15 protein-coding genes are annotated in these 13,101 nt (G+C 57.6%); 1 reads left to right on the top strand and 14 read right to left on the bottom strand.

Annotation, left to right across the window (positions count from 1 at the left end):
* Nucleotides 1-17 precede the first annotated feature (17 nt).
* The 5 genes from B9A14_RS07630 to iscB form a co-directional block, all read right to left on the bottom strand.
* The gene (locus B9A14_RS07630) at nt 18-1,376 is read right to left on the bottom strand and encodes a CpaE/TadZ family protein (RefSeq protein ID WP_084665120.1); all 1,359 of its coding nucleotides are present in this window, start codon (nt 1,374-1,376) and stop codon (nt 18-20) included.
* 69 nt (nt 1,377-1,445) lie between these two features.
* A complete protein-coding gene (locus B9A14_RS07625; RefSeq protein WP_084665119.1) occupies nt 1,446-2,141 on the bottom strand; it encodes a CpaB family protein in 696 nt (231 codons plus the stop codon).
* Between the two features lie 69 nt (nt 2,142-2,210).
* Nucleotides 2,211-2,930, bottom strand: a complete 720-nt coding sequence (locus B9A14_RS07620) for a Tad domain-containing protein (RefSeq protein WP_172839084.1) — start codon at nt 2,928-2,930, stop codon at nt 2,211-2,213.
* 17 nt (nt 2,931-2,947) lie between these two features.
* Nucleotides 2,948-3,361 carry a TadE family protein gene (locus B9A14_RS07615; RefSeq protein ID WP_084667081.1) on the bottom strand — a complete coding sequence of 138 codons (414 nt, stop codon included), beginning with the start codon at nt 3,359-3,361 and terminating at the stop codon, nt 2,948-2,950.
* 20 nt (nt 3,362-3,381) lie between these two features.
* Entirely contained in the window at nt 3,382-4,761 is a 1,380-nt protein-coding gene (gene iscB, locus B9A14_RS07610; protein WP_084667080.1) for an RNA-guided endonuclease IscB, read from the bottom strand.
* Nucleotides 4,762-4,900: 139 nt separating this feature from the next.
* On the opposite strand from iscB, the gene B9A14_RS17405 reads away from it, so the two are divergent.
* Nucleotides 4,901-5,041: a hypothetical protein gene (locus tag B9A14_RS17405; protein WP_172839083.1), complete on the top strand. Its 141-nt coding sequence runs from the start codon at nt 4,901-4,903 to the stop codon at nt 5,039-5,041.
* A gap of 164 nt (nt 5,042-5,205) precedes the next feature.
* Here B9A14_RS17405 and B9A14_RS17080 read toward each other — a convergent pair whose 3' ends face one another.
* From B9A14_RS17080 to B9A14_RS07560, 9 genes are all read right to left on the bottom strand, one after another.
* Nucleotides 5,206-5,787 (bottom strand): hypothetical protein, encoded by a 582-nt coding sequence (locus B9A14_RS17080; protein ID WP_157109845.1) that lies wholly within the window; start codon nt 5,785-5,787, stop codon nt 5,206-5,208.
* Nucleotides 5,741-6,109 carry a hypothetical protein gene (locus B9A14_RS17400; RefSeq protein WP_172839082.1) on the bottom strand — a complete coding sequence of 123 codons (369 nt, stop codon included), beginning with the start codon at nt 6,107-6,109 and terminating at the stop codon, nt 5,741-5,743. Before B9A14_RS17400 ends, B9A14_RS17080 begins: the two co-directional genes overlap by 47 nt.
* A 257-nt stretch (nt 6,110-6,366) precedes the next feature.
* On the bottom strand, nt 6,367-7,767 hold the full coding sequence (locus B9A14_RS07600) for a GGDEF domain-containing protein (protein WP_084665116.1): 1,401 nt from the start codon (nt 7,765-7,767) through the stop codon (nt 6,367-6,369).
* Between the two features lie 93 nt (nt 7,768-7,860).
* Nucleotides 7,861-8,229 (bottom strand): DUF6922 domain-containing protein, encoded by a 369-nt coding sequence (locus B9A14_RS07595; protein ID WP_231967965.1) that lies wholly within the window; start codon nt 8,227-8,229, stop codon nt 7,861-7,863.
* A gap of 264 nt (nt 8,230-8,493) precedes the next feature.
* Nucleotides 8,494-9,579 (bottom strand): RRXRR domain-containing protein, encoded by a 1,086-nt coding sequence (locus tag B9A14_RS07585; RefSeq protein ID WP_197686583.1) that lies wholly within the window; start codon nt 9,577-9,579, stop codon nt 8,494-8,496.
* A gap of 295 nt (nt 9,580-9,874) precedes the next feature.
* Nucleotides 9,875-10,213 (bottom strand): radical SAM family protein, encoded by a 339-nt coding sequence (locus B9A14_RS07580; protein WP_172839081.1) that lies wholly within the window; start codon nt 10,211-10,213, stop codon nt 9,875-9,877.
* A gap of 76 nt (nt 10,214-10,289) precedes the next feature.
* Nucleotides 10,290-10,502: a hypothetical protein gene (locus tag B9A14_RS17395; protein ID WP_172839080.1), complete on the bottom strand. Its 213-nt coding sequence runs from the start codon at nt 10,500-10,502 to the stop codon at nt 10,290-10,292.
* Between the two features lie 441 nt (nt 10,503-10,943).
* Nucleotides 10,944-11,489 carry a metal-dependent hydrolase gene (locus B9A14_RS07565; RefSeq protein ID WP_084665111.1) on the bottom strand — a complete coding sequence of 182 codons (546 nt, stop codon included), beginning with the start codon at nt 11,487-11,489 and terminating at the stop codon, nt 10,944-10,946.
* Between the two features lie 73 nt (nt 11,490-11,562).
* A complete protein-coding gene (locus tag B9A14_RS07560; protein WP_084665110.1) occupies nt 11,563-12,960 on the bottom strand; it encodes an RRXRR domain-containing protein in 1,398 nt (465 codons plus the stop codon).
* Nucleotides 12,961-13,101 lie beyond the last annotated feature (141 nt).

Raw genomic sequence — 13,101 nt, 5'->3', positions numbered from 1 at the left:
TTCCTTGTTGCCTGGCATTAAAGCCGGAGCAGCCTGCCGAACAACCCTCCCTTCGCCTTTTCCCTGTAGGCTTCCACCCGCAACGTCTCCGCAGCAAAGACCGGGAAAAACTCGTTGACCACTGACCTAACTGCTGCTGCATAAGCGCTGTTGGGCTTTGCCAGAACATACGGCTCGCCCCGTTTGATATACTCCCTTATCTCCGGGGTGTCGGGTACCATCCCGATGCACGGCCAGGGGGCGTAGTAATCGAGGTCCTTCATGGAGAGGCCGTAAGGCATGTCAAACTGGTTCACCACGCGGTAGCACCTCTGGGAGACCGCCAGCTGCGGGTGCTCGAACACGCGCCTGAGCTGGTGCAGGCCGGGTATCACCTGGACGTCAGGCGTGCATATGACCAGTATCTTGTCCGCCTCAAGGGCCCCGAGCCAGGTTGGATGCAGGTTAACGCTCGGCGGCGCATCGATCAGCACCAGGTCGAAATGCCGCCTGAGGGCCCGCACTACTTTTTGGACGAGCTCCTCAGTCACCTCCTCCAGCATCTCGGGGGCCGGCACGGAAGGGACGACCCATACCCCCGACGGCCCGTGCTGCACCATCAGGTACGCCAGGTCTTCATCGGTGACCTCTCCTTCTACCTCCCTCCACGACAGGATCGTTCTCGGGACTCTCCCGTCTATGAGCGCCTCCTCAGGGTCCGGCGGCCCAAGGTTCATCTGTATCGTGACGCAACCGAACTCGTTCAGGTCCACCACCGCCACCCTGGGCTTGAAGATGCCCTGGGACGAAGCGGCACATGCCATGTTGACCGTGAGGGACGTCTTCCCCACCCCGCCCTTGGGGCTGCACACGAGGACGACCTGCCTCGGCACGGCCACTGCCCTGTCCCGTCCGCGCTCCTGGACCTGCCTGCCAAACCTGGCCCTGAGCGGGCCCGTGCCGGCCGGCGCAACGGGCAGCTCCTCCATCTCCCTGAACTTCCGCCTCGCCTCGGACACTTCGTGCTCCACCGGACCCGCCGCGTCTTGGAGGCTTATGGGCCTCCGTATCAGCTTGTGTACCAGGCTGGCAGAGCGCTTGGCCAATTCCTGACTGGGATGGTCAGTATACATTATCACCACTGTTCCGGGGGCCAGTTTTGCTATCTGCTCCGCTACTGTAAGGCCGTCCATATCACCGAGCGCATAGTCCAGAAGGACGGCATCCGGCAGCGTATCCCTCACCAGCCTGAGGCACTGCTCACCAGTACCCGCTACAGCAGTCACCCTTATGACCGGATGGCCATCAAAAAGCCTCCTCATCCGCTCCCGCCACTGGGGATCGGAGTCGGCTATCACAAGCCTGATAAGGTCAGGGCTATCTTCACGGTAATACATCTTTTTCCCCTCCTTAAAGGGAGGATATTCCCCGGCAACTGTTGCAAAAACTAAGCTTGCGATACACCGTTATTTTCCCATTTTGGGCGGCGCCAGGGCTACCAGGAGTCTGCCGTTCATACCGAGGATCGCCGCTATCCTGGCGGCGGCTTCACGCGGCACCGCCACAGTGATGCCCGTCTCCTGCCCGGTGTCTTTGTTCCGGTCTGGCCCGCTCACCACTACAGCCGATGACGCCACTAGCTGGCCCGTGTCCGCAGGGGCACCCTGTACGGGGACATAAGCGTAAATATCGACCAGGTCACCGGGTTCTACGGCCAGCCCGGCGGACGCCTCCCTCGGCAGGGCCACGGCCCTGAAATCCTCCCCGCCATAGAAAGCCAATCTCAGTGCAAGTGAGCTGCCGGAACTCTCGAGCAGGTGTGCCGTCCTCACTATGTCTCCTGAAGACACCAGGAACCTCACGTGCTTGCCTTCGAGTTCGCTCAGCGACTTCACGGCATCACGCGGCACGGCTACCGCCGGGAGCACCCTGCTCTCCACAACCGACGCCGTAACCCTGTCGCCAGGCAGCATCTCTTTCTTGAACACGAATACTGCAACTGACGGCGCAGCAGCCCTCAAAAATGCCACAACTAGAAGCCCTGCCAGCACGGCGCATACCAGCGCACCGAGCAGCAACCAGGAACTCGCCTCTCTGCTCGACCGCTGACCCGGGATACCGGCTACCGCCGCCTGGCTGATCCCGCTCTTCTTCCTCAACACGCAACTACCCCTCCTTCCCGAAACGGAATAGTCGTTTGGTGGCCCGTCCAGGACCCAAAAATATTAGGGTCACCCTGGTTCGGGTCTGGGGTTCAGATTCGCCGTCTGCTGCCCGCTTCTCCCGAGCTTCAAAAAGAAAACCCCCGACTGGCCGCAGGACTGCACTTCTAACCTGTCTACTTTCCACAGCCCGCCGGCAAGCAGCGACCGCATCCAACCAGCCGCTTTTACAACCACGGAAGGGGCCAGGGGATCGCTGTGCGTGGCGTATTCCGACTGCTTTTCGGCTACACCGGAATGCACCTCCACGGCCACGCTGGATACCCCACCCCCCGCAGGAGGCTTCATGTCGTCTGGCAGGTTTAACTCCACTACCTGACGGGCGACCGCGACCGTGTCGCCTGGGAACTGCACCCACTGCTCAACCACTTGAGGCCTGCCGCAGTAAACCCGGCAACACCTCCCGCACGAACCACACCCGGCCATCCTGTACCAGCCGCTCCTGTCCCAAACATAGTCCTTCCTGCCCTCCGCCAGGTAGTCACTCAGCCTGTAGTACTGGCAGTTGCAACAGTAGCAACCCTTCTCGCCGCAGCATATATCACACACCCTCTTCCACCTGTCAGGCACCAGCACCTTCACGTAACGTATCCCATGCATGGACGCGGCAAGGCTCCCCGCATCCACGGATGTCTGTAGTTGCTCCTTTACCGCCATTACCCTGCCCAGGTCGAGCACCAGCGCCGCCATACCCATAAGGCAGATCACCCACGCGGCAGCCCACAGCATCACCATTCCCCTGAGACTCACGGAGAGACGGCAGTCTCTGCTCTGAACAGGGCCTTCCCCGTCACGGTTATCTCCGTCCACCTGTCCCCTCCCAGGAGCATAGGAAGGCCCGGCACTACCATAGCATGCCTGCACGTCGCCTGGGAAACGTAAAAATCTCCCTGCTTTGACACGGTGCACGAGACAGAGCCACTTTGCAATCCCGCCCTTGACGCCATGCTGTAACACGCCTGCACCCCCTTCCATGCATCATCCGTCACCGCTGCCGTCCGCCCGCCCTCCCGGGCAGCAGCTATAACTGCCACTTTGTCATATACCACCAGCCCCAGGTCAAAGACCACCACAGTCAGAAATATCAGCAGCGGCGCCACCATGGCGAACTCCACCAGGGCCATGCCTGAAAACTTCTTCCTGATCCTCCCGGATAACATAAGAAGCCCCCCTTCACCAATTAGGCGGCGCTGGAGGCCCCTGCCTTCAGGTATGGGGAGGAAAGCGCCGCGACTTTAAACTTCTCGTAACGCCAGCCGTCAAAACGTTGCAGGAGCCTGAAGTGCTTCCATGAAATACCCTGGCACACCCGGTCGCCCGAAAAGTTTTTCAGGTCGAAATACCCACTCGCACGCACCGCCACAAAGCCAACATGCCTTCCCGCATACTTCCCTCCCGGTATCTCGGCCAGCACCAGGTCTCCAGTCATGAACCCAAAGTAAACCTTCTTCTTCATGCGGTGTCCCCTTGAAAAACCGCTGTCGTCTACGTTGCTCATCTGCCTGCTACCACGCCCCACAGCACGGAATTGCAGCACGTATTCCGTAGCTATTTCCAGCCCTCCAGGTATTTCCCCCACGCAGCACGCATCGTAATAGTGCGTCTTCGGCAGGTTGAACCTGGCACGGTTGTACTTCGTGCGGGCAGCCGTCGCCGTCGAAATCGGCAAGTTTAAGGCCTTCAGCCTTTCCACCAGCGCATACCTGGTAGCGTTCATATAAGCTGCTGCTTTAAGCGGCTCCTTCAGCTGGCCCATTACCTTCTCAAGGTTCTCCGCGCGCTTCCTGTCAATACTGCGCTCCGACTTCTTCAGCTCCTCCAGCCACTCCTGCGGCAGCCTGTCGTCCTTCGCTTCGTTGCATTCCCGGCACGCCAGAGTAAGGTTCGAGACCCTGTTCGTCCCGCCGCGCGACTCCGGAATCACGTGCTCTATCTCCAGGGGAACACCCTCCTTACCGCAGTACGCACACTTCCTCCCCCACTTCTCCAAAAGGTATTCACGCACCTCATACCCGAACAGCGTGCCCCGCTGGTACTCCACACCGGATATTTCGGGGTTCTGCAGCTTCTGGGTGTCAAACTTCGCCGACTCCACTACGATCTCCCCAATGGGCAGCCACCGGCACAGCTTCTCCACCACGCTCATTACCTCCTGAATGCGGGCCTCAACGCTGGGAGGGAGCCAGCCCCTGCGCCTCTTCCGGTTGTCAAACCTCGGTGCGCGGTACCTGGTCTTGCGGCTACGGCGGTTCCTCCGGTAGTCCCTCCTTGCCTTGAGAGCATCCGATATGTCCGTACGGTGGTGCACTTCTATGAAGAAAATAACCACTTCTTTCCCTTCTGCTACCCGCACTACAGAAATGCCGGTGACTTCGTAGCCCGGGTCGATCTTCAGCTTCAGAGGCTGGAAGGACGACTCTCCCCGGACCCGGTCCTTCAGCCGGATGACGAACGGGACCAGGCGGTGCACCGCAGCCCGCCCCTCCCGCAAAAGCTCCCTCGCACGCTTCTCGGAACAGGGCATCAGCGGTTTTTTCTTCCTGTCCAAAACAAAAATCATGCTCCGCACCCCCATCTTTTCCCCCTTGCGGGGGAACCCCTTACGGGGCTGGTGACGCGCCGGGGCGGACTCTCCCCGGCACCCTCCTCGCCAATGTTGGCAGCCGGCGCTCGCCCCGGCCCGTTTCGCCCTTACCCCGATGGCTGTCTGCAGCCGGGGCTTCCAGGGTCCGGAACTGGAAGAGCATCCCGGAGTGGGTCCTGGACCCGCTGCCAACGTAGTGCCTTCATCCCCTTGTCCTTCAGGTCCGGCCCCGAGGCTGGTCATAGCCAGGCCTTAAGGCCTACGGCTGAAACCCGGAAGGCAAGCCCCCGGCTTCAGCCGTGGGGTCTATGACACCACCGGTACCGCAATGGATAGCATTGGAAATACTTCTGTCCGATGGGATGATATTTTTGCCAATTCTACCACATCGCTGTATCGCCTCCAGAGTACGCCCCGTGGTTAGAGCAGCCGAGACAAAAATTGTCGGACGGCTGCCTGCCCCATGACCACATCCCCGGATACCGTTAACACTGACGGCACTCCCTGAACAGCCTCAGGCGGTTCGTTCAACAGGTAGTAAGGCTGGTCAGAAAGCCCGTACAGACCAAGCTTTTCGCCTGCCTTCTCGACGTCTCCCGGCCTTAAGTAGGTAAACACCAGGTGGGGCCTTTTATCTAAAGGCACACCCTTCAAAGCCTTCAACGCCTCTGCACAGAAGTGGCACCAGACAGCCACAAACATCACGGGCCGCTCCCGCGGATTAAGAACCGTCTGTGAACCATCAGGGCCATACACAACGAGTACACCAGTTTTTCTCCCCGAGACTTCCGGTACGGCACGCACACCAGTTCCTCTACCTCCTTCAGGCTCACCCTCCGGTCTAGTACTGCCATCAGAGCGCCCGTCGCCAGGAGCCTTCCCCCTGCCCTCTTCAACAGTACCCGCCGTCAGAAGGCTGTCCTGTGGAAGATCTATCCTGGGGCCACCGGCATAGCTAACCGGTGCACCGTACCCGGCACCGGGGTTCACCACGACCAGCACTGCCGAAACGGCAAGCACTGAACATGCGGCGTAGAACAGAACCCTCCGGGTTGTCCCTTTCTCGAATACGAGCAGTACCGGCAAAACAGTCTCCACAGCGGCAAACTTCCAGCACAGGGAACACGGCGGTATACCGGTTAACCATCCGTAAACGATCAAACTGTAATGACTGATGCATCCTATCACGGCAACCCACAGTGCAGCCCGCTTCCGGCCCGCCGCGGACAGTACACCAACCAGGGCGTAAAACAGGGCACCCCAGAGCCAGAGGGATCTTGACATGAATTCGAGTGAGTATTCGCGACAAATACCGCTGAGGCACAGACCCGTACCTACTCCCAAACGCAGCGCTACAACAGACAGGAAAAGATACAGCACCCCTATCATGCCAATTACGGCGCCGCCAGATCACCCTAAAAGCGAAAAAGCGGCTCCTCCCTCCTTTCAACCAACAATAACGGACCGCACGCCATTTTGATTGTGCGGTCCGTACTCACTAACTCCCAGCCTACAACCGTATTCTACGGCTCTCCGCCACAGGTTGGCTGTCATGCTAAAGAGCAATCAGCTGTAACGCCACTAAAGCATCCGGGTAATCTTCACCCACAACTCCCTTACCAACGTCCCGGCTTCGTGCAGTACGGGCGCATATCCCCCCACAGCAGCGACCGCAACATCAACCAGGTAGACAGTAAAGAACACTACTGCCACCACAACAGCAAACTTCAGGCCCGCCAAGACCGCTACCCTGCTCATCAGGAGTACCCGGCTGAGGATATTCGCCAACACAGTACGCTGCGCGGTCGTGGCCACACCCACCCTTCCATTCGGCTGCCGGAAGCAGAACCTCTTTCTTTCCTCCCATGCTCTCCGGGCCTTCCTGACTTTTTTATCTGCGTACATCAACCTGTCGGCCTCTTCAATGACTTCACGGAGCCGCCCGTGCCCTTCTCCCGTAGTGACCCCCACAGAAAACCCAACACGGAAAACCCCCACCTTCGGGTGAGCAGCTGACCAGGCAGTCCGTATCCGTTCAATTACAGCGTCAGCCTCTTCGGGCCCCACGCCGGGAAGGACTACCACAAATTCGTCCCCACCCCACCTGATAACGACGTCCATACTCCGTACGCTTTGCCTGAGAACGTCCCCAAAAGCGCTGAGAACCCTGTCCCCGGCTTCGTGCCCGAGCGTATCGTTCACAGCCTTAAACCCGTCCAGGTCTATAAACGCTACCGCGTACCGACCGTCAAGCGAAAGCACCTCTTCCGCGTAGCGCCTTGTATAACACCCCGTAAGACTATCCAGATACGCGGCCTCCCCGCCATGACCTGAAAAAACATATCCACTGACTGCGCCGTCAACGTTCCCGCCTTCCTCCGCACTGGTCTCCGAACTACCAACTGAACCGGGCTTTCTCGTCAACGGTAACCTCTTGATGCGTCCCCTTACCGAAGGCAAACGTACAAGCGGAACCTTTTCTGCAGTATCATGAATTTCGCTCTCTCCCTGAACAACTTCTTCCGTTGTACATCTCTCATCCACAGGGGAAACCAGCCCTTCTATTTCTTTTGCCGCTACATCCTGGACTTTGACAAGATCGGCCACCTCGCCCAGCAACTCTCCTAAAGTTCCTGGCTTCTTTAACCGTTGCACCAGCTTATCCGTGCTCACAGGGTCAAATAACACATCATACACACCATAGGCCATTGCCCGTGCGGTTAGCTTTAAAGCATTGCGATCATTACGTGATCCTGACAACAGTACCACACGCATACCAGCTCTCCTGAGGGAAAATATAACGTCTTTCACCAGGTCGCAGTGCCCCTCCAAGTGTGGCCCTAAAACGACCGTGTCTGCCCCTCTCTGTTTAGCCGTCTCCAGGGTATACTCCCGGACGTAGCATTCGCCCGCAACTTCTATTCCGGCATCAGCCAGGCCTGCTGCCAAGGCTTTGTCGAGCTCCTCTATACCGGTAGCCAAGAGTACACGTATAACACCACCCCCCTTCCGGACCTTCCAGAAGTGGCACTAAAATTACGGCTTTAAGCTCTTCTGGAATGAAAAAGCGTTGCTTTATTCCCACTGCCCAGGCACCAGGTTTCCGCTACCGGCGTTCCCCCCGGCCAGGCGGCGGGGCCGCAACTTTTCAGCGCGCGACATCCTTTCCCGCCTTCTCCTGTCTTCCCAATATTCTTTTTCATCCAGAAACAGCAGTCCCCACAGGTTCACCGTCGGATCAGGCAATTCCCGGAGACCGTAAATATCCTTGAGAAACACGTCCTTTATTCTGTCAAAGCCGTAAAAGTCAAACAACCAGATTACCTGTTCCCAGGTGCCACGGACCAACACCGTCTTTATCACGAGTTCGGCATGTTCCTCAGTATCCAAACAATCAAAAGCATAATTCCTAAAAAGCGGGCTTAGGCATTCCGGGAGTTTCATGGGCGTATCCCCCTCCACCATATCGGGAGCAGCGCTCCAGTTTGCTTTGGTATCTGCTGGCTAGAATATTCTTCTACTTTCTGACTGGTCAATCCTCCCCCATCAGTTTCCGTGTTAAGAAGTACAATTGTATCCACGGAACTGCCAATCAAGCAACTGTTTTTACGCTCCCACACCTGACGCGTCTCCTTGCAAAGCGCAGGTTCAACAAAAATCTCAGCGCCGGAGTCCCCCGGCTTCAGCCGTGAGGAGGAAGCGCCTCGCTCACATTACCCTCTCCCAAAGAATGTTGTGCCCCCGCTGCAGCAGGCGCACCTTCCCCGGCGCAAACTGGCCAATGCGTACACCCCTGGCGTCCATAACCCCCACAAGTGGGGTCGTCTCCGTGGGCAGCCCACATACCCAACCGCGGTACACTTTTCCTGCCTTCTCCGCTTCTACGTAGTCCCCTTTCCGCAGAAAACTACCGTTGCTGGTCCCGCCAAATAGGGACCGGACGCAGCCCTTCTGGAAGTTCTGCCGGTGAAGGCTCCGCCTTGCAAATTCCGGCCGGCGCAGTACGTAAAACGGAGCACCCTCGTTGACCCCGCAGCCAGCCAGTCCCCAAAGCATGGCCACGGCGTCGTTCGCATGAGAACCGGGAATTAACGCATCCTTCCGCGTAACTTTCTTCAACCCGGCGCCCTCACGCCACAACTTCGTCTGCCAACCCTCCACCAGGACCAAAACCCCCAGCCTGCAGAGTTCTGAATAATACCGTGTTTTACCAATTTCTGCCGTGGAAAAGTGCTTCCCGTGCCGGAACCGGAAGTGGTTGAAGCGCACGTCCTCCACGATAAAATGAGAGATTGGAAACAAACGACATAGTTCCTCTACCACTGCCAACCGGAAAAGGACCTTGGCCAGCTGCGTAGGGGCTATCCAGTACGGTCCAGGGCTCCTCGGCCGGTAGGGGCGCCTGCGGCAGTTGCGGTACCTCCTCCCCCGGCGCAGCTCCCGGCGGTTCTTCATCTTACCCGCCACCTTTTGCGGCAGGATGACCATAAACCGCAGCTGGACGAACTTGCACCCCAGGGCCATCCCGTCGAACTTGGAACCAGGGTCGTGTGCCAGTACGAAGCTCTGACCGCCGCCATTGTACTCCGACTTAATGTCTATCCCGAGCTGAATGTAAAACAGCCCCAGCTTGGACCAGCGTGGCTCTGCCTTCCCGGAAGAAAGCAATTTCCGTGCCTTGGCTGGACGGCACGGCATCAGCGGCCTGCCGTCCCTCGACACCACGGGAATACGCTCCGAAAAATACAGAGCACAGGCCTTGCTTATTTCGTTCTGTGACACTCCGTACTCCACTTCGCTTTCCCCCTTCCGGGGTGCCGATTGCGGCCCCCAAGGGTTGCGGTCGCATCGACGCTGCCCGGAGAACTCCCCTGCGGTCTCCTGCCGCAGGGTAACGTTTCAGGCATTAGGCGGTTCTGCCGCGGTACCCCGGGGCTTGCGAAATACCCCGGACCGCTTCTCAGTTCCCCGGTGCGACTGCGCCTCCTAAGATGGAGACACCGTCTAGTCAGCTGTTGCTGGGAGTACCGCCATCCCACCCCACGCTTAAAGCGGAAGCTGCCGGCCTAACACCGGCAAGGCCCCGGCCTCAGCCGTGGGGCCACTGACAGCCGAACCAATCAGCCAGCATCCGATATACCTTTACACGGACGGCCACAGGATACCTCATCCTGCCGTCAGGTGCTTTACCTAACCCACTGCGTGGCGCATCAGGCGCAAAACGGTACAATCCCGGGTACTGCCGCAAAGTCCCCACCGTTACCCGTTCGGGGCCAAGGCCCTTAATCTGCTTACAAATATCGCGGTACGCTTCCATTCCCTCAATCCCGCCTTCGACAATTACGGGGTCTAACCTGATACGTACCCGCCAGCCGAGTTCCAACAACCTGGCCGCGGCACCCAGCCGTGAAAACGGCGAGGGGGCCAACCGTTCGCACTTTGACGCAATCTCCGGGGCGTTAATGGAAAAGCTAATTATTACCTGCGGGGTTGGCTTAATTCTATCAAACAGCTTTACATTCAAACAGCTTTACATTGCAGCTCTTCGTGGTCAAGAGCAGGTACTTCTGCTTCTGCCCCCTGAAATATTCTATGGCTTCCCCCAGCAAAGGGGGCACAACAGCAAGGCTGTCAGCCAGTTCACCCGTGGAGAAAACACCCGGCCCAGCCCTGTCCAACTCGTTCTGTACCTGCTGCCAGGAATTGGTGAACACCACGGGCTCCTTCCTGCCGCGAAACGTAAGCCGCAGGTAGCAGTAAGCACAGTCATAAGGGCACCCATTTGAGAGAATCAGCTCATAGAAATGAGGGCACAGAACATCAGTTGGGGTTTTGGTAAACAACCGAACAAAAGGGCTCTTCCTTTCTCGCCCTACCCCGCGGGAGCCTTCGAATGCAGCATTTCCAAACAATGCTATCCCTTCCACATAGTTTAGCACCTGTTCACGGGCCTACGCTAGCACCAAGAATAACAAAAGGGCCTTTACCAAAAACAACAGAGCCAAAGCCCAAAGTGCAATACTCAATACTTCTAAATTCGTCAAATTGAATAGATTCACACCCATACTGCCCAGTAGCAAAAAGAAACTAACCATCAAACATTTTCTTACCAGCAAATACCTTGCAACCGACACTTTCTCCATCCCCCAAAACGGTCTTCAAAAGCGTAACTGGAACACTTTTGCAAAATTCCTGCCAGCCCGAACCAAATCCAACATAGTTCCTTTTAACGCTGGCATAGCCATGAACGCTACCACCAAGTAAAGAGGCAGGCTCACAAAAAGTCTCTCCCATACGCTTCCGGTCCTCACCAGCGGTATGCTCGCCCTTAGCTTCAGGGGCCACAGCCACGGGACACCGCTGGGATTAAGAGTATCCAGCGCCAGGTGCGACAGGTAACCAGCTGCCAGAGAGAGCCATAAAAAACTGTGGGCTGGCGTCCATTTCTGGAGGGCCACCAAAGCAAGCAGGGCAATTCCAACTGCCCCAACCAGCGAATGGAACAACCCACGGTGCCCCGCTACCAGGTATGCCCCGTAGGACACGGGGACCTTTCGCCCTATATATGACCGGGGCTGGTCTATGTCTGGCAACAGGGCCCCCACCGCTGACGCCAGTACTACTGGACCAACATCCCCACCCGTTTTCGCGGCAATAAGAAAGCCGGTACAGAGACCGGCTGCAAAATGCGTTCTATAAAGCACCGAATACCACCTTCTGTATTTTATCTTCTGCCGCCGGGAAGACTCCGCCCTTCAGGGCGGAGATGAAAGGCGGCTAGCTCCATACTACTATCCCTTCATTGCGGATCACTCGCCGGCACTGGTCGGGGTGAATGTATGACTTTCCTGTAATTTCCTCTAGCATCGGAGAGTACAGGTACTTCTCCGATATCACACCGGTCGCTACAAAACGCCTGCCGGTCGGAATATGAACCCAGACGTCGCCTCCGATGGTTAAAACATCGTTCCTGAACGGGTTGAGTATTTTGGTTCCCGGGTATACCTTCAGGCCTCTCTGCTGCTCTGGAGAAAGAGGAAACACATCGGCAAAGGAAGGATCCTTCTGGTCCCCCCTCTTCCGCCTATTCCTCGCTATGATCACTCCGTCTACCTTGTAGAGCCTGTCCCTCTGAGCGTGTACCCTCGCCCTGGCGTGCCTCCTGAATTTGACCAGCATGAGACGGCGTTCCACAGAGGCGTCAAAACCAGTACAGCCGCAGAAAGCGGCTGCCGCCGCAAGACCGTCATCAGCATGGTCCTTCTCCAGTCCCAACTCCCTCCTCTTGAGGACCACCTCGGGCGCAGGCACAAAGCTGATAGACGGCACCTCACGCAGTACCCCCATAACAGCGTTCATCGTCCCCAGCTCGCGCCACTGCTTGATGCCCCTGACCGGAAGAAACACCCTGCCGGCGTGGACCTCTTCATGGCAGCCCACGCAGAGGTACACCTTGTTCTCCCTGACTTCCGTGCCGCCGCTCTTCCGCGGAACAAGATGGTGCCGGTGAAGGTCCTCTTGCGAACCACACAGAATGCATTTTCTTTCACCCTCAGGAGCGCGGGGCGACCTCTGATAATCAGCACCGTACACCTTGCCCCACGTCATGGCCCTGACGTCGAATACGTTGTCCTCCATGACAAACTCTACCTGGTGTGCCGGAAAAGGGAAAAACCTGAGCAGTTTCCGGTAAAGGTTCAGGTGCGTCTCTACGCCGTGCCTGAGGGTGGCATTGCTCCTGTCCTTCGACCTGACGTTCCTCGGTACCTTGAACTTGGTCAGCACCCTGCACTGCCTCGCAGAAAGGCGCTTCTTCTTGTACCGCGACAGATACCTCCTGAACCTGCGGAAGGACCTCCTATCGGACATCAGCCCTTTGATCTCAGGAATCCGCGTACGGAGGACACCGCGGCAGTAAACCACCAGCTTCCCACCCCTCGGTTCGCATACGGCAAAACCTATATAGCGGTAACCAGGGTCTAGGACTATGACCAGCTTTCTCCCTACAGTGCGCGAATAGTCAAATTCCCTGTCCAGAAAGATAACAACCGGCGGCTTGCCCGATTTCCCGCCGCCGATAATCCTTACCCTCTTCCGCTTCTTCAGCTTCCGGATCATGTCAAATCTCCTGGTCGGATGACCGGGGTTCCCATTCCTGTCTACAGTGAATAGCACATGGATACCTCCCACAAGGAGCCCTGTGATCCGGGCACCAAAAGGTGGTGGGTCTCCCTGAGGCGTACCGCTGCACCACGCGTCAGGCCCCGGGATTGCACCGGTGTCTCTCAGAGCTGGGAGTGTCGCCCTGAAACGTCA

Source organism: Thermanaeromonas toyohensis ToBE, from assembly GCF_900176005.1.
GTDB classification, from domain to species: domain Bacteria; phylum Bacillota; class DSM-521; order Neomoorellales; family Neomoorellaceae; genus Thermanaeromonas; species Thermanaeromonas toyohensis.
This window is presented reverse-complemented; position numbering and strand designations above follow the sequence as displayed.

Bases quoted from the DNA above. Each gene is read 5' to 3' on its own strand.
- B9A14_RS07615 (WP_084667081.1), bottom strand. From the start codon at position 3,361: ATGTTATCCGGGAGGATCAGGAAGAAGTTTTCAGGCATGGCCCTGGTG.
- B9A14_RS17405 (WP_172839083.1), top strand. From the start codon at position 4,901: ATGGCTGTCTGCAGCCGGGGCTTCCAGGGTCCGGAACTGGAAGAGCAT.
- B9A14_RS07595 (WP_231967965.1), bottom strand. From the start codon at position 8,229: ATGAAACTCCCGGAATGCCTAAGCCCGCTTTTTAGGAATTATGCTTTT.
- B9A14_RS07620 (WP_172839084.1), bottom strand. From the start codon at position 2,930: ATGCTGTGGGCTGCCGCGTGGGTGATCTGCCTTATGGGTATGGCGGCG.
- B9A14_RS07630 (WP_084665120.1), bottom strand. From the start codon at position 1,376: ATGTATTACCGTGAAGATAGCCCTGACCTTATCAGGCTTGTGATAGCC.
- iscB (WP_084667080.1), bottom strand. From the start codon at position 4,761: ATGATTTTTGTTTTGGACAGGAAGAAAAAACCGCTGATGCCCTGTTCC.